The sequence below is a fragment of the Paenibacillus tuaregi genome, assembly GCF_900086655.1.
Taxonomy (GTDB): domain Bacteria; phylum Bacillota; class Bacilli; order Paenibacillales; family Paenibacillaceae; genus Fontibacillus; species Fontibacillus tuaregi.
Genome location: NZ_LT575476.1, coordinates 17,217 through 37,395 on the forward strand (window position 1 = coordinate 17,217; position 20,179 = coordinate 37,395).

At 48.5% G+C, this 20,179-nt stretch carries 21 protein-coding genes and 2 riboswitches; of the genes, 11 read left to right on the forward strand and 10 right to left on the reverse strand.

The window, feature by feature from the left end; genetic code table 11:
* Positions 1-73: 73 nt before the first annotated feature.
* From BN6628_RS00350 to BN6628_RS00370, 5 genes are all read right to left on the reverse strand, one after another.
* On the reverse strand, positions 74-535 hold the full coding sequence (locus BN6628_RS00350; RefSeq protein ID WP_068621787.1) for a GNAT family N-acetyltransferase: 462 nt from the start codon (positions 533-535) through the stop codon (positions 74-76).
* Positions 536-836: 301 nt separating this feature from the next.
* On the reverse strand, positions 837-1,310 hold the full coding sequence (locus BN6628_RS00355) for a C40 family peptidase (RefSeq protein ID WP_068612679.1): 474 nt from the start codon (positions 1,308-1,310) through the stop codon (positions 837-839).
* Positions 1,311-1,314: 4 nt separating this feature from the next.
* Positions 1,315-1,452: riboswitch (cyclic di-AMP (ydaO/yuaA leader) on the reverse strand.
* 339 nt (positions 1,453-1,791) lie between these two features.
* Positions 1,792-2,283: a C40 family peptidase gene (locus tag BN6628_RS00360; protein ID WP_068612682.1), complete on the reverse strand. Its 492-nt coding sequence runs from the start codon at positions 2,281-2,283 to the stop codon at positions 1,792-1,794.
* A 6-nt stretch (positions 2,284-2,289) separates the two neighbouring features.
* A riboswitch (cyclic di-AMP (ydaO/yuaA leader) is annotated at positions 2,290-2,425 on the reverse strand.
* Positions 2,426-2,669: 244 nt separating this feature from the next.
* Entirely contained in the window at positions 2,670-3,485 is an 816-nt protein-coding gene (locus BN6628_RS00365; protein ID WP_068612684.1) for a hypothetical protein, read from the reverse strand.
* An 11-nt stretch (positions 3,486-3,496) separates the two neighbouring features.
* Entirely contained in the window at positions 3,497-5,479 is a 1,983-nt protein-coding gene (locus tag BN6628_RS00370) for a M1 family metallopeptidase (RefSeq protein WP_068612687.1), read from the reverse strand.
* Between the two features lie 132 nt (positions 5,480-5,611).
* On the opposite strand from BN6628_RS00370, the gene BN6628_RS00375 reads away from it, so the two are divergent.
* Positions 5,612-6,127: a YwhD family protein gene (locus BN6628_RS00375; RefSeq protein ID WP_068612691.1), complete on the forward strand. Its 516-nt coding sequence runs from the start codon at positions 5,612-5,614 to the stop codon at positions 6,125-6,127.
* A 339-nt stretch (positions 6,128-6,466) separates the two neighbouring features.
* Here BN6628_RS00375 and BN6628_RS00380 read toward each other — a convergent pair whose 3' ends face one another.
* The 3 genes from BN6628_RS00380 to BN6628_RS00390 form a co-directional block, all read right to left on the reverse strand.
* Positions 6,467-6,844, reverse strand: a complete 378-nt coding sequence (locus tag BN6628_RS00380; protein WP_068612694.1) for an MmcQ/YjbR family DNA-binding protein — start codon at positions 6,842-6,844, stop codon at positions 6,467-6,469.
* A gap of 333 nt (positions 6,845-7,177) precedes the next feature.
* Positions 7,178-9,502, reverse strand: coding sequence for a heavy metal translocating P-type ATPase (locus BN6628_RS00385; protein ID WP_068612697.1), 2,325 nt, complete (start codon positions 9,500-9,502; stop codon positions 7,178-7,180).
* Positions 9,495-9,881 carry an ArsR/SmtB family transcription factor gene (locus tag BN6628_RS00390; RefSeq protein ID WP_068612700.1) on the reverse strand — a complete coding sequence of 129 codons (387 nt, stop codon included), beginning with the start codon at positions 9,879-9,881 and terminating at the stop codon, positions 9,495-9,497. Before BN6628_RS00390 ends, BN6628_RS00385 begins: the two co-directional genes overlap by 8 nt.
* Positions 9,882-10,311: 430 nt before the next feature.
* Here BN6628_RS00390 and BN6628_RS00395 point away from each other — a divergent pair, with 430 nt between their 5' ends.
* Complete coding sequence (locus BN6628_RS00395) at positions 10,312-10,548, forward strand: DUF2642 domain-containing protein (RefSeq protein ID WP_068621790.1); 237 nt, start codon at positions 10,312-10,314, stop codon at positions 10,546-10,548.
* A 220-nt stretch (positions 10,549-10,768) separates the two neighbouring features.
* Here the strand turns inward: BN6628_RS00395 and BN6628_RS00400 are convergent, their stop codons facing one another.
* Together BN6628_RS00400 and BN6628_RS00405 are read right to left on the reverse strand one after the other, a co-directional pair.
* Positions 10,769-11,425 (reverse strand): DNA-3-methyladenine glycosylase, encoded by a 657-nt coding sequence (locus tag BN6628_RS00400; RefSeq protein WP_068621792.1) that lies wholly within the window; start codon positions 11,423-11,425, stop codon positions 10,769-10,771.
* A 244-nt stretch (positions 11,426-11,669) separates the two neighbouring features.
* The gene (locus BN6628_RS00405) at positions 11,670-13,733 is read right to left on the reverse strand and encodes a transglycosylase domain-containing protein (protein ID WP_068612704.1); all 2,064 of its coding nucleotides are present in this window, start codon (positions 13,731-13,733) and stop codon (positions 11,670-11,672) included.
* A 286-nt stretch (positions 13,734-14,019) separates the two neighbouring features.
* Between BN6628_RS00405 and BN6628_RS00410 the strand changes: the two genes are divergently transcribed.
* From BN6628_RS00410 to BN6628_RS00460, 9 genes are all read left to right on the forward strand, one after another.
* Positions 14,020-14,367, forward strand: coding sequence for a hypothetical protein (locus BN6628_RS00410; protein ID WP_068612707.1), 348 nt, complete (start codon positions 14,020-14,022; stop codon positions 14,365-14,367).
* Positions 14,368-14,911: 544 nt separating this feature from the next.
* Positions 14,912-15,310, forward strand: a complete 399-nt coding sequence (locus BN6628_RS00415) for a DUF2500 domain-containing protein (RefSeq protein ID WP_082926727.1) — start codon at positions 14,912-14,914, stop codon at positions 15,308-15,310.
* Positions 15,311-15,405: 95 nt separating this feature from the next.
* Positions 15,406-15,573 (forward strand): YHYH domain-containing protein, encoded by a 168-nt coding sequence (locus BN6628_RS25975; protein ID WP_148449249.1) that lies wholly within the window; start codon positions 15,406-15,408, stop codon positions 15,571-15,573.
* A gap of 136 nt (positions 15,574-15,709) precedes the next feature.
* On the forward strand, positions 15,710-16,159 hold the full coding sequence (locus tag BN6628_RS00425) for a GNAT family N-acetyltransferase (protein WP_068612713.1): 450 nt from the start codon (positions 15,710-15,712) through the stop codon (positions 16,157-16,159).
* A gap of 53 nt (positions 16,160-16,212) precedes the next feature.
* Positions 16,213-16,524, forward strand: a complete 312-nt coding sequence (locus BN6628_RS00430; RefSeq protein WP_068612717.1) for a hypothetical protein — start codon at positions 16,213-16,215, stop codon at positions 16,522-16,524.
* Positions 16,525-16,623: 99 nt separating this feature from the next.
* Positions 16,624-17,073, forward strand: a complete 450-nt coding sequence (locus BN6628_RS00435) for a GNAT family N-acetyltransferase (RefSeq protein ID WP_235847542.1) — start codon at positions 16,624-16,626, stop codon at positions 17,071-17,073.
* A gap of 438 nt (positions 17,074-17,511) precedes the next feature.
* Positions 17,512-17,979, forward strand: coding sequence for a DUF2691 family protein (locus tag BN6628_RS00445; protein WP_068612725.1), 468 nt, complete (start codon positions 17,512-17,514; stop codon positions 17,977-17,979).
* A 697-nt stretch (positions 17,980-18,676) separates the two neighbouring features.
* On the forward strand, positions 18,677-19,300 hold the full coding sequence (locus BN6628_RS00455; protein ID WP_068612733.1) for an SAP domain-containing protein: 624 nt from the start codon (positions 18,677-18,679) through the stop codon (positions 19,298-19,300).
* Positions 19,301-19,407: 107 nt separating this feature from the next.
* Positions 19,408-20,100, forward strand: coding sequence for a class I SAM-dependent methyltransferase (locus BN6628_RS00460; protein ID WP_187386097.1), 693 nt, complete (start codon positions 19,408-19,410; stop codon positions 20,098-20,100).
* The last annotated feature ends 79 nt before the right edge of the window (positions 20,101-20,179 follow it).

Sequence of the window (20,179 nt, forward strand, 5' to 3'; positions counted from 1 at the left end):
TGATCATAGCACTTGTGTCAAAAAAACAAACAAGTTGTGCCAAATTTATGACTTCTCTTTCAGCCTGTCAAATTCACTTCTGCTGCGTTCCCTGATAGACCATACAGTAGAAGTTCCTCATTCCATCTGGCGTTCTGCGTTCATATTCATCCGTAATGCGGAATCCGGCTTGATGGTAGGTCCGAATGGCCCGCTCATTCCAGGTTAGAACCTCAAGATCAACCGGAGACTCGGGACGACGGACAAGGGTTTCCTGCACCACGGTACGTACAAACGACTTACCCAGGCCCTGACCGCACAAATCAGGCCTTAAACCAAGCCCTAACCGGGAGACGTTCGACATGGGGAAAATTTGCGCGAACCCCGCAAGCTCCCCTGCTGCGGTCAACACCGAAATATATTGTTCCTCCCGAAGCATTGGATCACCGAACTCAATCTCTAGGGCCCTCATTTGCTCCCAAGGGAGAAAGCCGTAAATATTATAGGGAGGTTCATACACCCAGGAGCAAATCTGCTGACCGTGGGACTCGCTCATAGGAACGGTATAGAAATCCGTATGCTTGTTAAGAGTTATGGAGATCACCTCATTTTAAAAAATAAGAAAAAAGTTACAGAAACTCATCTATGGGACGTTTATCCCCTAAAAGAGTGGGTATATATATGATAAGCAGGGCTGGAATAAAATAGTTGGTCGGCAGGTTTTTATTTTGAAACCTTTTGTGCAGTGGCAACGTTCTAGAGTTAGGTGCAAAAAAACCACAGGCCGATTCCGGCAAGAATCGTCTGTGGTCGAGTGAGCAAGGCAATCTCGTAAGCTCCATTTGAGGGAGTGGAACTTACAGGTTTACAGCGTATTTCTTATATTTCGCTTGGCTAAGAATGCGTTTGGCTCCAACGTAGCGTTTGCTGTAGTAACTGCTGCTGAGACGGTCAATGTGGATACCTTTTGAGGAAGAGGCATGCGCGAATTGGCCGTTTCCAAGAAATACTCCAACATGGGATACCCCATTACCCAGGGTATTGAAGAATACCAGATCTCCCGCTTTAAGTTGACTCTTCGCCATCACCGGCGAACCTTGATGAAATTGAGCTTTAGACTGACGGGCCAGGCTTACGCCCATCTTCTTAAACACAAAAGTTGTAAATCCGGAACAATCGAAACCGCGGGTAGACATACCTCCGGTTTTATATGGCGTTCCATAAACACTCTTTACCGTAGTAGTAAGGGTAGAGCTGGCAAAAGCGCTTCCTGTTCCTAGACTGAACAATAGAGCCAAGCTCGTTGCGGCTGCTGTAAGTTGCTTTCTCAAGATGTTAGACTCCTTCCAAGGCCTGCGAGGTTAGCTTAAGGATTCGGTTGAAGGTTCCCTATGATCCCTATAATGCGGATCAATTCACCCATAACTGGTTCCCCCGTTTCCCAGGTGTGTGGGAATTCGGCTGATTTGTTGGTTTAGTACACCTAATCTGAATGCTCGATTAGAATCGAGACTTCAGGATCCCAGCGTTCCAGGCAAATGATGTCGAATCTTGGAGTTTCTGGGCTGGTTCGTGAGTGACGCTCCGACAAATGACAACAATAATGACAAAGTTGTTACTAATTCCTTGCCTATTGTACCAAAGCGTCCAAGCTTTGGCAAGTTAGAACTCACTTTTTTTGTCAGAAAAACATATGTATACGGTTTATTTCCTGTAGGGACGGTTAATAATTAGTAACAGAATTGTTAAAAAGGCAAACAAAAAACCCGCAAGATTCCGGCAAGAATCATTGCGGGCCAAGCAAGGGATAACTTATTCTACGTCATCGTTGTCGGTAGAGGAATCGGCAACGGCTTCAAATTTCTCATTGCTCATAATGCGTTTGGCTCCAACGTAGCGGTTGGTGTAGTAGCTGTCACTCAGCTTGCTGATGGTAACGCCTCTCTTGGATGAAGCGTGTGCGAACTTCCCGTCACCGACATATACGCCGACATGAGACACACCATTTCCCAAAGTATTGAAGAATACCAGATCTCCGGCTTTCAATTCATCTTTCGGTACGGCCTTACCCATCTTGTATTGGGAGCCCGATTGGTGAGGAAGGTCTATTCCCAGTTTGTTGAATACATACTGAGTAAAGCCTGAGCAATCAAAACCGTTGGTGGACGTTCCACCCGACTTATACTCTGTACCAATGACCTTGTCTACGACTTTGTCCAGCTTGGAGTCTGCGAAAACGCTTCCAGCTCCCATCGAGAACAAAATGGACATAGACACTGCTGCTACTGCAAGTTTCTTCTTCAAAAGCGGTTAAACTCCTTCCAATGCCTGCGAGGTTAGCTTAAGGATTCGGTTGAAGGTCCCCTATGATCCCTCCGTTGCGAGATCAATTCACCCAAAGTGGTTCCCCCGTTTCCCGGTGCAGGGAATTCGGCTTATTCATCTTGGCACCTATATGAAACGACTTAGTTAGCTCGTTCCATAATAATGTATACGACATGTATGTCGAAACTCCTGCTGTGACCAAAAAATAATTACAATGTTGTTACTGTCATAGTTCACATTGTAACAAGGTAGGTATCTTTTGGCAATGGCCGATTGCGAGATTTCCCGTAAATTGAAAGACAAAAGGCCTTCACCAAACGGTGAAGGCCTTGAGCAGCGCGGGATGGGACGAAGTTATGACATCTTTATTTCTTTTCATCCCACAGGTGATATTGCGAGGATATATGCCAAATACTGAGAAGACTGCGAATGAAAGGATAGGATTGCTGAAGAATTAGAGCCGCAAATCCGGTCCAGATCCAGGAAGCCGTGCTGAAGCTGCCAAACAGCAGAAGGGTGACCGCTCCCAGCAGGAGGGAGATGCCGACCGCTGGAAGAAAACGGCGCAGATAGATCAGAATTCCCGAGAAGATTCCGGCACCGAATAAGTACCCAAACTGAGCGAACAGCAGCAGCTGGTGAATCAAATAGCCATAAATCAGCCAGCCGAGAATATACATAGCAGCATAGAGAAGAGGAGAGCCTCCGCTCTGAATCCCTTTTACAAGCAGGTCAAGCAGCTTGGGGAACAGCCAGTATCCCGGTGCCATCACGAGAATAAGCTCGATGATATAAAAGAGGGTGACCGGCTTCCACAGCCGCCCGATTCCCTGAAAGAAGACCAGACCGGCTCCATCTTGCGTATCCGGACGGAGTCCGTACATTACGCCCGCTTGAATCAGCGGGGTTAGCACCAATCTCAACAGAAGCATGCCTGCCAGCAACCAGAGGTACTGGTGTACCTCCTGGCTGTATTTCAAATCAAGCTGCCCCTCGATAAAGAACAGCAGGCGGCTGAGCTCGCTCGGGGCAGGGTCCGGATAGCGCTGCAGCAGCGGAATGATGGCTGAGTTAATCAGGCGGTACAGAAAGACGCCCCACAGCAGCTGATACAGAAAGAGAATGATTACAACGGGAAACTGAGCTTTGGTACTTTGCCATCCACCGCGAATGTATCGCATCTATTGTCACCTCACCATGAGAGCAAGCCAAGCAGTGATTCCACCACCTTGGTTATGCCCAGATTCCAACGGGTCCCCGTCTTCTCTTCCACTTCGGACTTGAGATAGTTGTTGATATGTTTGTTCTCGAGCACCAGGGTATAGCCGGGATCAACCATAGCCCAGGCTAACGGCTGCTTGTACTGCAGCTTATAGACGATCTGGCTTTCGTCGCCTTTCCAGGTTTTGCGAACGATGTGGCCATCCTTGAAGCTGAAGATGACAGGAACCTCAGGGTAGGTTCCGCCAAGTCTGCTGATTTTGACAACCGATTCATATAGAGGGCCGGATTGGTCTTTTGGCGTAATCGGGCTCACGGTAATGGAGTCTACAGCGAAATTAGCCATTTGGCCGCTGTAAACATATTGATTGAAATAGTCCTTCCAGGAGCGTCCTGTCACCTGTTCAACCGTCCGCTGGAAATCCACTGTGGCCGGGTGCTTGAAGCGGAATTTGGCGGCGTACTTGGCCATGATTTTGTTCATGACGGGAGTCCCAACCTGGCGTTCAATGCCAAGCAGCACGAGCTTGCCGCGGGTATACACATTCTGGGCATAGACATCGGCGGAGCCGTACTTCCAAGCCTCCTTCGGCAGGGCTGCAGGCTGATTCACGAAGCTGGATTGAATCGGCAGGGTGGATGTAACCCCGTAGGCACTCTCCATGAGTTTGTCCTCCGCGTAAGAGGTGAAGCCTTCATCAAGCCAGGCTTCCTCGAACTCATTGCTTGCGATCATGCCATAGAAATATTGATGGCCGATCTCATGGACCACTGTCCTCTCCAGCTCATATCCTGGAGATTCGGAAGACGCCCCGAATGCGGTGACCAGGGTCGGGTACTCCATTCCGCCAGCCCCGTTGCCGCTTGCCGGCGGGACGACGATAGAGAGCGTAGAATAGGGATATCGCCCGTACCACTTGCTGTAGGAGGACAATGCTGCCTTGGCTGCATAGAAATAGCGGTCCTTCAGGTTCTTGTGAGCGGGATCGAGGTACAGCTTGATCCGGACACCGGGGACCTCCGGCGAGGAGAAGGGCTCCTCGGCATAGACGAAGTTCGGTGAGGCAGACCAGGCAAAGTCATGAACATCATCGGCATAGTACTGATAGATCTTGCGGTTTGCCTTGATGACGGGCGATTTGGTCGGAAATCCTGTAGCCGCTACGATATAAGAGCTTGGCACATTAATGCGGACACTAAAAATTCCAAAGTCGGAGTAGAACTCCGAGCTTCCGTGATATTGATGAAGGTTCCAGCCTTCCGAAGCACGGCCTCTTGTGCCGGCAGGTTCATATACACTCAGCTTGGGGAACCACTGGCCTGCCATGACGAAGTCGCCAGCTGTTCCCATACGGGCGAAGATTTTAGGCAGCTGGACCTCGAAATTGATCCGCAGGGTCGTGCTCTCTCCGCCCTGAATTGGGCGGGGCAGGCGGATTTTGACAAGAGTGCGGTCCTTGAGGTTGCCGTCATCAGGCTGGACATACTGAAGCCTGTGAAGCAGGGAAATGCCGTCCGTAGTCCGGACTTCAGTTAGCTTCATGGAGCCCCAGCCATCCTTCGGCATGGAGTCCCCCCGCAGTCTGCCCCCGGATTCCTTCATAAAGGTTGTATCGGCCGACTCAAACGCATTCGGATACAGATGGAAGTAAAGCTCACTGACCGGCTTCGTGCCTGGATGTGTCCAAGTCACACTCTCGCTGCCCGAGAGAGTACGGGTGGATTCGTTCAGGGTCACATCCATGTGGTATTCGGCTACGCGGTCGCTAAGCTGCTCGGTACGTGGAGTGCCGATACTCTCGGGTGCCGGGGGCTGGCCTGCCTGAAGCTTGCCCAATTCTGGTCCAAATGAAGGCTGCGTTGGAGCGGCTGTGAAGCTGAACCACAGTGCGCCGCCAACTATGATGAGGCTGAGCATGGAAATGAGAATAACTCTGAATCGTAGTGGGGTCATAAACTTGGATACCTCCCGTTGACAAGCATCTAAGGCATGTATATGTTTGCATCCGGGAGATTATTAGTTAAAATTAAAATTATAAGATGAGTGACAGATCAGGGCCGCGTGGGCCCATATATGGAGGGAATTATGGATAATCCAAATCAGGTAGGCAAGAAGCAGATTGCCTTGAATATTATCAGCAGCAGCGAGAAGAGCAATAAGCATAAGGGCTTCGGGGCCGGCTCGATCGATCTGAACAGTGTATCGCCTGTTATTATTGATGGTGGTGAGGCGAAGATTGATATCGGAGCCATGCACGCGAAGAGCAAGGTGGAGCGGGGGATCAAGTTCTCCGCGAACAAGGAGGATGTACCGAATGGCCGCCAGGTATGGCTGGTATGGGTTGCGGTAGACCGTACGCCGGAAGGACAAGTGTACGGCGGTGCGACAGCCTGCGAAATGTGGATTGACACAGAAGCCAAGCGTGGGTGGAAGATCCTGGCCGACCATGTGAACAAGCTGGACTATGCCATCAAGCGCCGGATCATGCTGGATGAGCTGGGTCCAGACGACAAGCGCGCGCTTCGCACGCTGCTGACCACGCATAACGAGGAGTGGTGGAACCGTTCGTCGGACGAGCTGAAGACGGCGCTGGACGTTTAGTATAAGGGACAAGGTTACCCTGATCGGGTGATTTAAACAGCGTACCATTGGTTATAGCAATATAGAACGTGAGAATCGCAACCATATAAAACGATCGCAACCATATAACACGTGAGATCGTAATCTTATAAAATGAAGAGGCCGTACTCCGGGATTTACCGGGGTAAGGCTTCTTTATGTTATGTATGTAGGCCCGAAGTGAGCCAGAAGGAACAGTATCCAGTCGAATGAATTTGAACGAATCTGAACGTAATACAGCTGTTATTCCGGGAGGCAGCGTTACCCGGATTATATTTATTGGAGATGAAGGAAGCGCCAAGTCCGCTTTAACTTCCACCTCTAAACGGATGAAGGGGAATCACCTTGGAACAGGAGAAGGCGGGAAGCCTTCGGCATCTTGGAGACGACCAGCTGATACGATTCCAGGAGCATGGAGGCGATGATCTCATCGGGGACTTGTCCGTTCAGGACAACGGTATTCCAATGGCGTTTGTTCATATGGTAGCCGGGCAGTACGGCTCCAGGGTAGCTCTCCCGCTGAACCCAGGCTTCGTCAGGGTCAACTTTGAGGTTAATCGACTCCACACCCTCATGGGTGCGGAGCAGGGCGAACATTTTGCTGCCAACATACAATACCGGAAGCTCCGGGTCAAAAGGATAGCGCAGGCTTGTACCGGGATAACCAAGTCCGAGCTCAATCAGCTGCTGATGATTCATAGGGATGACGCTCCTTTTCGAAATTAGAGGATTTGACTGAAGCCCAACCTTATTTCAGTGTACTATAGCAGCGTCACCATGCAAAGACGACGAGACTTTCCTTGGCTGTAGAGCCTGGTGGGTACTCGGTCAGTGAACAAGCATTTTTAGGACAGCATCCGCCCAAGGTGTCCGCTTATGCGGCGTACGTTCATCGGTTTTGGAACAGAGTGACGATAAAAAATAAAGCGGCAGCCTGAACCTCGCAATGGGTTCAGGCTGCCGCATGCGTTGACAGCCGTCATGCAACGCCACACCGCGCGCTGGGAGCTTCGCGGTGTGAAAGCGGAGCAGCTAAACGTCCTTGTCTTTGCCAAGCAGGACGGTAAGTCCAAGCAGCGTGACAACGATGGTCGCGCCCATGTCGGACATGACCGCGATCCAGAGCGTCAGCAGGCCCGGAATGGTCAGCAGCAGGGCAATCAGCTTCAGCCCCAGGCTGATCGCGATGTTCCAGCGGATGATCCGGTTCGAGAGACGGGCAATCCGGATCGCGGCCGGAAGCTTGCCGAGGTGATCCTGCATCAGCACGATGTCGGCGGTCTCCACGGCACTGTCGGTTCCCTTGCCCATGGCGATGCCAAGCTGGGCTGTGGCCAGGGCCGGGGCATCGTTGATGCCGTCGCCGACCATGGCGATGCTTCCCTTGGCGGCAAGCTCCTTGATCTTGTCGACCTTCTGCTCTGGCAGCAGGCCGGCATACCAGTCGCTGACCCCGGTCATCTTCGCCACGGCTCGGGCCGTACCCTCGTGGTCACCCGTCAGCATCACGGTATGCTCAATTCCGGCTTGGTGCAGTCTGGTGATAACATCCCGGCTCTCCGGCCGGATCTGGTCGGCCAGCCCGGCAATTCCAAGCACATGCTGAGCGTCTGCTGCCAGAACGATGGTCAACCCTGCTTCCTTCATCCGCTTCAGATCGGACTGCACGAGCCGCTTGCTGTCTTCGGATAAGGAGACATGCTCTAACAGCTGCTCGTTTCCAACCCAGTAACGGACCCCGCCAATATCCCCTTGAATGCCTTGGCCAGGGATGGTCAGCAGGCCGCTAACCTGTTCAAATTCCACAGTCCCCGATTCTTCTGCCTTTCGGACCACAGCCTGAGCCAACGGGTGAAGGGAGGATTGCTCCATGGCTCCGGCAATGGCATAGAATTTCTCATGATCGTAGATAGCTTCTTCGATAACCGCCGGGCGCCCCTCGGTCAGAGTGCCCGTCTTATCGAAAGCGATCATGTTGATCTTGCCAAGCTGCTCCAGGTGAATGCCGCCTTTGACCAGCACGCCAATACGGGCACTGCGGGTCATTCCGCTGACCAGCGCAATTGGCGAGGAGAGAACCAGGGCACAAGGACAGCCGACAATCAGAATGGCGAGTCCTTCATATACCCACTTCATCCAAGGCGCACCGAGCAGAAGAGGCGGAATCAGAACCACGAGTGCGGCAATAATCATGATAGCCGGCGTATAATAACGCGCAAATTTATCAATAAACAGCTCGGTTGGTGTCTTGGTGTCCTGTGCTTCCTGAACGAGGTGCATAATCTTCGAAAGCGAGGAATCCTGGTAAGCCTTCTCGATCTTGACCTTGAGGAGTCCCTCGGTATTGACACTTCCGCCGAATACCGTGTCACCGGTACTCTTGGAGACGGGGATGGATTCACCGGTTATCGCAGCTTCATTCACAGCGCTGTCGCCTTCGGTAATCGTTCCGTCCGAAGGGATCTTCTCGCCGGCACGGACGATGACAATATCCCCTACGTTCAGACTTTCGATCGGGATGGTCTTGGTGCTGCCGTCGCCAAGGAGTATGACCGCCTGTTTAGGCGCGGCACTCAGAAGAGCTTCCATAGATTTGCGGGCACGGCTCATGCCGTAACCTTCGAGCAGCTCGTTCAGTCCGAATAGAATGGCTACCAGAGTGGCTTCCTTCCATTCCCCGATAATCACCGCACCTACCAATGCGACAGTCATCAGGGTATCCATGTTGAATTTCAATCTGAGAAGGTTCTTAAGTCCCCTCCAGAATGTGGAGTATCCGCTCAGTATAATGGCTCCCGCGTATAAAACAATGAGTCCGGAGGAAGGAAGCACGTTACCAAGCACAAAGGTGGCAATGTACAGAATGGCTGCGCTGCTGAGCAGCCATTTGATAAGCTGGCCGCCATGCCCTCCATGACTATGGTCGTGGCCGTGATCATGTCCATGACTGTCTGTATGGGTGTGGTCATGGCCATCATGACTGTGGCTGCCTGCATGATCGTGGCCGTGGGCATGGCTGTGACCTTGCTTAGGATGCTCAAGTCCAGCTTGCCCAGGGCTTTGCGGCCCTTCAGCCCGGCCAGAGGCCATCTGCTCGGACAGGCCTCCTGTGCCGATGGTTGATAAGCCTGGCGCGCGGGTGTGGACAATCGAGGCGCCATCGCTTTTTAAAATTTTGGCAACACGAGTCAGGTCAATGCTGGGATTTACTATCAGTCTGCTGCTGTTGTAATGCAGTGCGGCGTCCTCGCCGTGCTCCAGCTTGCGGATCTCGTCCTGAAGCTCGCGGGCACAATTCGCACAGGACAGGCCTTGTACGGTAAATTCGGCTTTGGCTTTAGCAGAAGAATTATTCATGGTCACTCTTCTCCCTCTGGTGTTCGAGTGTCATTGTGATCAGAGTCTGGATGTGATGGTCTTTCAAGGAATAGTAAACATTCTTGCCTTCCTTGCGGGACTTGGTAATATGGGCAGCCTTCAACTGGCGCAAATGATGGGAGGCTGTGGCAACCGAGCAGTCAAGCAGGGCTGCGATATCGCACACACAGAGCTCCTTGCCCTGATCCAGCAGAAAAGCAATCTTTACCCGGTTCGGGTCTGACAGGGACTTGAAGATTTGGGCCATGCCCACAATCTCTTCCTCCTGCAGCAGCCTCCGCAGCTTTGAGGTGATTTCTTCATGTTCACACGTAACTTCACATACTTCCAAGCGATTGTCATCGGTCTGAGTTTTCATGAAATTCGCTTCCTTTCAGAATCATTCAAAAGTTCGTTTGATTGTTTGAGATCAGTATACCTCACTCTACACATATATTCAAACCATTATTTGAATGTTATAAACATTTTTATGGATTATTTTGGACAAATGGTGAATTTGGCAGGCAGAAGAGCCTGCTGGGGGTGACTGCTGATTAGGCTTGGGCCGTGGAATGTGGCGTGATTGGCAGCCGTAATGCAGCGCCACATCGCACGCTGGGAGCCTCAAGCGGTGCGGAACAAAACGAGGGTCAGCAGAAGGGACTGAGAGGTTCTGGTACGGAGGTTCTGGCACGATTGTTTTTTGAACTCTGGGCAGGAGCCCAAAACTTTTATAGGCATCTGCATAGAATGAGGTATCAAAACATTAGGAGGTACGTTCGTTGAATAGTTATCAGTTCCCGGTTGGAATGCCCTACGCACCTTATGGACACCACAAGCCCTGTCCTGTTGTAGTTAGCCCTGTTGACTCCTGCGTGGTTGAAGCCTTAATGTCCCTGATGGGAAAAATAGTTATTTTAGAAACGACCCGTGGCAGGCTCGATGGTTGCGTCCTTGATGTCAAACAAGATCATGTGGTGCTTGAAGAAAGACATAAGAAATTCTTTGTTCGTATTGCCGAAATTGTATGGATAATGCCGGATTAATTAATGAATCAGGGGGCTGTGTAAGCAGCCCTCTTTTGGCTATGTTAAGTGTCCTAAGATCACAAATCTGGCTCCCCTCAAAAGCCAATCTCTGATGGGCCAGGTGGCAATTTCGCTGTACCAAAGCATTTTTCAATGTGGGACCAGGTCTTGAAATCCCGAATCAGTGATCCCGGCGGAATCTTAAAAATGCAGGTCAGGCGTTAGGGCTAACGCTTGCCTACTTGATCTTGATCAACAATTCCTGGAATGTGCCATTTATAGCCACCGATTTGGGCTTAACCGAGACATAGGGATGATCCTTGATGTTGAAACGCCAAGGCTTGGCGGCATACTCCTCCGCGTAATCGATGTTAATGCGGGGAGACTCCACGATCTCGAAGTCCTGTGTGTGGGTTCCGGCCTCTAGCCAAAGTGGCTCGCCGGGAATCCGCATGCTGAGCCCGTTCAGACTCCGGTCGATGCGTAAAGCACGACAGAGCTTGCCAGGGCCGTTGCTCAGGTCTGCTGCCTTGCGCGAGTTGATCTGTCTGTATTTCCTCATCAGTAATTGATCCAGCTCGGTCAGCGGCTCTACCGCACGAATCAGCACGGCCTGAGGGTCACCCTGTTTACCAGTCACCACGTTCAGACAGCTGTACATTCCGTAGATCAGATAGACGTAAGCACAGCCTCCGGGTTCGAACATGATGGACGTTCTAGCGGTGCTGCGCCCACCAAACGCATGACTTCCCTTGTCTTCAACACCGCCGTAGGCTTCCGTCTCGATGATCCGGCAGCGGATTTCCCCATCCTCTGTCTTGCGGACAAGCGTATGCCCAAGCAGACGAGGAGCCGCTTCGAGGGCGGTAAGCCGGTAGAGGGAGTCGGGTAGCAGCGGGTAAAGCCCCGCTGTCTCTGAGTTGTATGGTTGGCTTGGTACGGGTGGTGTCTTATCAGATACTGGTGCTGTCGTATCAAATGGTTGTTCAAATGACGGATCAGGTGACTTGTCCGCCCGCCCGGTTTTATCTGTATGGTTGGTGCTCATGCGTGGAATGCCTCCTTCAGGGTCCGGTCATTTTTGTGTATTATCCCTATGTTATATAACCAGCTTCCAAGAGGCAATATCTGTATCTTGCTTATTTATTCATCCACCAACGCTTCAAATCTCCCCACCAGGAACGGCCCTTAGACTCTTTCCCTTCATTCGGTTCAGGTACAGGCGCTCCCTTACCTCCATGTACGCTGCAGTACTCTGTTGGTTCTGTCCCTTTGATAAACATTTCAAGCCGCTGGTTCTCTGCACATTCATTCGTCGCCAGCTTGCCTGACTGCGGGTCAACATAGACGCTCACTACCCCATCGGGAATGGGAAAAATCTTCGGCGGCACGTTCTCCAGCGCCTTCTCCGTGAACTGTGCGAAGATTGGCGCGGCTTTGCGCGATTCTGCCGTTGCCAGCGCTTTGCCTTTGTCGTAGCCGACCCAGACTGCCGTCGACAGCTCGGGAGTGAAGCCGACGAGCCAGGCATCGGTGTGAGTGGTGCCGGTCTTGCCAGCGACCGGGCGCTTCATCACCGCCGATACGCGGTTGCCCGTACCACCCGTCTCGAACACACTCTCCATAAGGTGGGTCATGACATAGGCGGCGGCGGGCTCCACGATCTGTTCCTGGACTGGCGACTTATACTCGTAGAGAACGTCGCCGGTGCTGTCGATGATTTTGGTGATAGCGGTCGGTTGGACGCTTCTGCCCTGGTTGCTGATGACCGCGAATGCGGATGCCATCTCAAAAGGGCTCACCGGCGAGGTTCCGAGCGCGAGCGAGGGCACCGGCTCCATCGGGCTGTCGATCCCCATGCGGCGGGCCATGTCGATGACGGGTTTGGCCCCTACGGTCAACAGGGTATTGACCGCATAAATGTTGTCGGACGCAGCGATAGCCTGGCGCATGTCAATCTCGCCGAGATATTTTTCCCCGAAATTGCGCGGGCTGTAGGTCTTGCGGTTCCCGTCGTAGTGGAACATCGTCGGCTGGCTGTTGAACATGCTGGCTTCGGTCATTTTGCGGGAAGAGAGGGCAGTCAGGTACATAATCGGCTTGAAGGAAGAGCCGGGCTGACGCGTCTTGGCCAGGACGTGATTATACTGATTCTTCGCATAATTCGCACCTCCCACAAAAGCCTTGATGTATCCGTTCCGCGGGTCCACTGAGATCAGGGCCGCCTGCAGGTCGGGGCTTCCGCTCGTCTCACTCTTCACGGCGTCTTCAGCTGCCTTTTGTGCCTGCATGTCCAAGGTGGAGTAGATCGTCAGCCCGCCGTGCTCCAGCAGGCTCTCGCTAATCCCCAGCTGATTCACCACGATGCTGCGTACATAATCGCGGAAATAGGGAGCCTCATCTCCGGTAGTCCGCTGGGAAGGGGGCTTGAAATCGAGCAGCTGGGCATAAGCACTGTCGGCCTCTCTCTGGGAAATCGCCCCGGTCTCAACCATCGTCTTCAGAACAATTCGCTGCCGGTCCTTGGCATTCTTCATGGAGTTGTACGGCGAGTAGTACGTCGGGCCCTTCGGAATTCCCGCGAGCATCGCGCCTTCGCCCAAGGTTAAAGCTCTTGCCGGTTTGCCGAAATACATCTGGGACGCGGCTTCAACGCCGTAAGCTCCCCGTCCATAATAGACCTCATTGAGGTACATTTGCAGGATCTCGTCCTTGCTGTATTTCATTTCGAGCTGGGCGGTGTACATCGCCTCCTTGGCTTTGCGGGTCCAGGTGCGCTCGTGGGATAAATACAGGTTCCGCGCAAGCTGCTGGGTCAGCGTGCTGGCTCCCTGCACGGTATCCAGATGCTCAATGTTTACCAGTACGGCACGGGCCATACCTTTGATATCAAAACCGAGGTGATGGTAAAAGTTGCGGTCCTCTACGGCCAGCGTGGCTTGGATAAGATAGGGGGAAATCTGATCCAGCTTCACGCCAATCCGGTTCCGGGCGCCGGAGGAGAAGGCGGCAATAGTCTTCCCGCTGGCATCGACCAGGCGGGAGTTTCGATCTGAATCAGCCGTTGGCAGTGGTGTATTAGCGAGATAGATCAGCGTGCCTATAATCGTACAGATGCCTAGTAGGGCGGTGGTCAGGAATATTTTGAAGAACAACCTCCAGCCCCGGCGGGACGGGCGGCTGCTCCGTGTGAGCTGCTCCATGATGTGGTGCCTCCTTCATTCTTGGTGCGGTTGAGTATGTCTATTGTGGCTAATGACTGGTGACGGGATAAGCACAGCGATCTGGTATGGCCATGTGAGTCAGGATTCAAAATCAGCAGGTACTCGGATTAGGAATTATGGCTATTTTCCAGTATGGGAAAGTTTAGGTGAGTTATTCATTTGGGGTTTTATGTACAGATAGTGGGAGGTTTTTTTTTCGCGGATATAGAAATTAGGAATTAGGAGATTTAGGATTAACGCTAGACGATGTTGAGGAGCTGGAAATATGAGTGAACGGCTGACGAAAGCCAAAATGAGGATCATAAGGTATGCCAAGTGGGTACTCGATTATTGGTATTTGCTGCTCATCCCCTATATTGCGACGGGGTATGGTTTATATTACTGGATGAATAACTACATCGAAGTTATCGTGTGGATATCGGGACCGGATGCCAGCGGGGGCTGGAAGTATTTCATGTTATCTTTTCTGTTCATGCCTGTGTTTTTTTTGGCGTTGGGATATTGGATGTCGCTTCCATTGGCCTTTCTCATTATGTTTGTGGCTTGGAACATTGCCGGAAGAAGGTCAGGAAGCCAGACCATGAGAGGTTATTTAGAGAAGTTATCACGATAAAGTAACAGTGAGTTGAATAGGAGGTGCTTGGCACGAATCCGGCAGAGTATTTGAGTAAAGAACAGTTGAAGAGGTACACCGAGGTTGGGGAAGAATATGTGGGGATGAGCAGTAAGGCTTTTCAGACGAGCTTGGATCCGTAATTAAGGAGATGGCTCGGGAGCATTTGAGCAAAGATTAGGGGTTAGGACTTATTTAGATCTTTAGATTGGGGAATTGCACTGAATAGTTAGCTAGATAAGATAGGACCACAAGGTTGGAGGCAGATTCTCGGAGGAGGGCTGTCTCTTTTTTTAATTGATTTAGGCTTGCTTGACCAGCGGTCGTGGGGGAGAAGAGAATAATTTGTGTAAATATGGGGGTTAAGAAAGGCATATGAGGGTTGCTAATGATAGAACTATATAATTAGGGCTGTCACACCCTAACTTCCAATTGTATAATAATGGAATGAGGCTGGATGATAGTTGCCCGATGTTAAAAATGAGCTATCACAATAAGGGGCCAAGGAAAAGAATTCTCGGATTCAAGCCCAAAAGGAGAGGTTATGAACGGTTTTGGTGAAATGGGCTTTTTTGATTTCATGAGTGAGGTGCCTTTATTCTTCAAGTTATTTTTAGGGACTATATTTATATTAGTGATTGGTGGATTCTTGACGGTCATCATTAAGGGAATAAGCACCTGGACTTCAAACAATCAGGCAGAGTTGCTGACAAGGCAGTGTAAAATTGTAGATAAGAGGACCAAGGTGTGGGGAGGGTCTGGTGATTCAAGCACTAACACCAGTTACTTTATAACGTTCGAATTCGAGGATCACACCCGGAAAGAGCTGCAGGTTAAGTCAAGCGACTATGGAATCCTGGTGGTTGGCGACACGGGGGAATTGACTTTTCAGGGGAGCAGATTTAAGGGATTTACGAGAGTGGGTGCTGGGGGAGATTGGTGATCGGAGCAACCCACTATACCCACATTATGGAATCTGTTGTAGAATGATGTGGAAATGTATCGATCCTAAAGTATAGGGAGGTATAGGGAAGATTTATGAGAAAAGTTGCTATGATTGTCATTTCGCTTGCCTTACTAGTAGGAACTTCATCTGCTGCTTACGCTCATTCTGGAAGAACGGATAAAAATGGCGGGCATAAATGCTCTGCAAAATCCAAGCAAAAAGGGCTGTGCACAGGCTATCACTATCATAAGAAAAAATGACGGTAGGTTGGACAGATATATACCGTCTAGGAATTATGAACATACTTATATGGCCCATCTGAAAGAAATGTTTCAGGAGGGCTTTTTTTATCTAGTCATAAGTGTAATATAACTCTCATTAATGGAGATGTTTCTAATGCTGATATTAGAACGAGCAATAAAAGATGATGCACAAAGGCTTGCTGAGATACAAAAGGCCAGCTTTGATGAAGAGTCAAAACATTTCAATAATAACGAAATAGGTGGCCCATCAGGTTATGATTCGCCAAGCTGGCAAGAAGAGATGATGCAAAATTGTGAGTATTTTAAGGTGCTCCTTGATGGGGAAATAATAGGGGGAGTTTTGATATTAATAGAAAGTAGTGAAGCACATAATCTTGGTCGGATTTTTATTGATCCGAACTTTCAGAATCAAGGACTTGGGATGAGAGTAATTGAAGAAATTGAAGGAATCTATTCAGGTTGTAACAAATGGTGGCTTGACACACCTAGCTGGAGTGTGAAAAATCACCATTTCTATACAAAGTGCGGATATTCTAAGGTTGGTGAGGAAGGAGGGCTGTATATTTTTGAGAAGACGATTTAGACATGCGGGAATCGTCTTCCCCCGAAGATATCAAATGAAAGGTGAGGAAATCTATGAAACATATTAGAGTTATCTTCTCTTTAATATCAATCTTTCTAGGTATCATTATTATTACCGTTTCAAAAATAGTAGAAGAGTTTGCAGTTCAACTTGGGCGGGCTGCATTCCAAGCAGCGGCTGCCGGATTATATAGTCCACAGGACTATGAGATGAACTTATCACTCAATTACTGGTTAGGTTCATTATGTATAATTGGCGGTTTTATTTTTCTATTCGGAGATTTGATAAGCAAATATATGCGTGATGTTCGAAATGCTGCTCAAGAATTTAACAACGAACACAATGGAAGTAATCCTAATAAGTAGTGAGTAAAAAAATCAAATTTCATGAACGCCGGGGCCATATGTCCTCAGGCTCATGAGCCCAAGAATGGGAAACTTAACCGCCTAAAGAGGAGGGGGAAAATGTACTCTCACCGAAGTCTTGACCATAAAGATTTAGAAACCATCTGTTCTTTTCCGCAAACCGAAGAGGAATTAAGCTACGTAAGCCCTAAGTTTGTTTATCCATTAACTCCAGACCAAATATTAAATTTATTAGAGGGTCGGTTCGAACCTACGGTTATTCTAGATAATCGGACGAATGAAGTCGTCGCTTATGCAAATATATATGGTTATGATGCGGAGGAAGGCTGCGGTTGGCTTGGTAATGTAATCGTGTCGCCTAAGTACAGGGGGCAAGGGGCAGCACGATATTTACTAGATGTAATGCTTGATAAAGCTAAAAACAATTTAGGATGCAAAATGATGCAGTTAGCCTGCCATAACACGAATTCAAGAGGGTTAGCATTCTACACTAAGTATGGGTTTAAACCTTTTGATATCGAGATACCGGGAGCTGATGCAAAGCATTAATAGCCATATACATGCGTAAAGAACTTATTTGAATGGCGAAAGCGGCTTGGACATAAAGGTGAAGTGGATGATGAGCCACCTGGAAGTACGGGCAGGATTACAAGATTACGTTCGTAGTATTTTGAGGAAATATGTTATAGATGGCGAGAAGCATGAAAAGAGGAATTAGGAACTTTAGGGTCATTGTTTCCGTGTTCTTTTGTTGCTCTAGTGATTTGTATGCTACCCCGTTAGGAGAGAATATTAGGATAAGTATGGCAAGAACTTTAATAAGCACGAGGTTGCAAGATGAGACATGGTTATTAGTGGGGAAAGAGAAAAAGGATAAGCTAATCAAAGAGTTTTATGATCAGTACGGGATTGAATGACTGGGTTGGCGGTTGGACGGAAAGGCTTAGGAACATTTGTCCGAACTTAACCGGGAAAGGAGGTACGGTAATGAGAAGGGGCATTACATTTGAAATCCCAAATGATTATGGAAGTTTCCTTGGGGATATATTAAAACCCTTAGATACAGCCGGATTCGATTGGTACATTGGCGGAGAAGAGTCTTATTTAGTAGACGGGGGGAGACTAGATAACCCGCTATTCTCACGTGAGATTATAGGAATGGATGGGGGGCATCTTAAAGATATTATTGAGAACAACAAGTATTATTTAATATTTCAGGATTTAAAAGCTTTTCCTAAGGGGAAAGCAGGAGCAGAGGTGAGGACGTATAAGGAATATTTAGATAGCGCTTGTCAGCTTGCGCTTCTAGTTATTGATAGCTCTTATATTACGGTCTATTGCAAAGATGGGGGCACACTTGAAAGCTTGCATCAGAATGCAAAGGTAAGAGGGTATAGCAATCTGGATTACATAACTGATGATAACGACATGAGGACTCATTTAACGGTGTGGTAAACAACAGGTAATGGAAGTAGCCTGCCGGATAGTACAAAGATTTTAGTGAAGCTGAAATAGTTACTACAAATATTACATAGGAAAAAAGTGGAATATGAATAAATCAGCAGTCATTCTGAGGATTGCGATACTTATTATTCTTACAGCATTGAGCATTATAGTAGGTATAGAAGTTTTTAATAGATTCGATGGGGGATTTTTTAGTCATCAAGCCGTACCCATAGGGTACTCGTTAGTATTTATCGTTCTACTGATTGGTATAGGAATTACGCTGGGATACATAATAGAAGGTAAATCTGTTATTACCACCCTTATATTGCTATGGCCTGTAGTGCAAATTATTATTATGGTTCTATTTCTTATACTGGGAGTATTTTTGAATGTATTAATGTGTAGCTTTATACCCTTTAATAGTATGGCCAGTGAATTTAATTGGCGAAAGTATATCTTTAGGATTCCAAATTAATCGTATCCTTCTCCGAAGAGATCGGGATGAATTGTCTAAAGTGTTGTTAGGCGTACTGATCAACGTAAGCATCATCATCTATGTCATTTATGAAATATCCAAAGACTTCCTTGCGAATCTCTATATGTAACTGCAAAAGTTTAGCTTCTGTACCTATCTAAAACTATATTCGAAGAGTTTCAAACGACCTTAAAGGCAGTTGAAGCGAATCAAATTCAGGAGGCCACTTGTATGAGCAGAACTCAAAGGCCGCTTTTTTCTAAAAATATGACGATGCAGGAATTTGAAATGCACTATTGGTATAAAGAAGAATTGGTGGGCATATGCAGAGAACATGGACTTCTATCCTTTGGGACAAAAGCGGAGCTGGAGATAAGGATAAAGAACTTGTTGGCTGGTGAAGCAAGCCCCGACAGACGGTTAGTTAACACGGGCGTCAGAAAGAAAACGGAACTTAGGGAACTGTCGCTGGACACGAGACTGATTCCGGATGGTTTTAAATTCAATCAGATGGCAAGAGAGTTTTTTGCAAAGTATTACAACAAAAAGAAATTCTCTTTCACTAAAGAAATGGCAGCAGCCCTTAGGGAGGCTGAACGCTTGGGCGACATGGAAATGACAGTGGCTGATTTGATAAAAATTTATGAAGGAGAGAAGCCTCTTGCCAGCTTAGAAGAGAGAACCTATCAGTGGAACAATTTCGTTAAGGATTTTAATAAGGATGCCCGGACTAAAAAGATAAAAGACCGCATGAAAGTTGCCGCACAATTATGGGGCAAGGTACGTGACAATCCAGGTCAAAAACGGTATTCCCCTGATTTATTAGAAGAGTACTTGAAGGATAAGCGGGAATGAACCCGCTTGCCTGAAATTAGGGAGAACAACACACATCAACCTCCACGAATATACATAATAAAATACGAATACCTCCCTCCATGTTAATTAAAAAGGAGTGATTCACAGTGACTGCGCATGAGCAAATTTATCAGAATCAAACCCATACTTATGAGCTAATGATTAGTAAGCAGCCCGAGCTCTCAGAGCTAATAAGGGGGATTAGGGATTACAAGGATCTGGATATCCTAGATTTAGGGGCCGGTTCAGGCAGATTATCCAGTGTTCTTGCTAAGGATGCAAAATCACTGATATGCACAGATATTTCATCTTCTATGCTGGAGCTATTAGAAATTAATCTGGTAGAACAAGGAATTGTCCGTAATTGGACAAAGGTAGTAGCTGATCATAGGGTAATCCCCGTTGCGGATAACTCCATTGATGTAGTGGTTTCGGGGTGGAGTATCTGTTACTTAGCAAATACGGATAACCTGGATTGGGAAGAGAATTTAAAGCTTATTATTTCAGAACTTTATCGTGTTTTGAGGCCAAATGGAACGATAATTATTTTTGAAACTATGGGTACGGGTACGGAAACCCCGAATCCTCCAGCGTTCTTGACGAACTACTACAAAGCTCTTGAGGAGGACTATGGTTTTCAGCATAAGTGGATACGCATGGATTATAAATTTAGTGATGTTGAAGAGGCGAAGAACTGCACGGAGTTCTTTTTTGGAGAAGAGCTGGCAAAGAAGATTGCAGAGAATCAGTGGTCAACTGTTCCGGAATGTGCGGGAGTTTGGTGGAAACATGTGAAATAAGTATACTGCCTGGCAATATGCTGGGTACCATCAGTCATGGGTAGGAAAAGTGCTATTTACTCTAATCATCCAGTAGGTA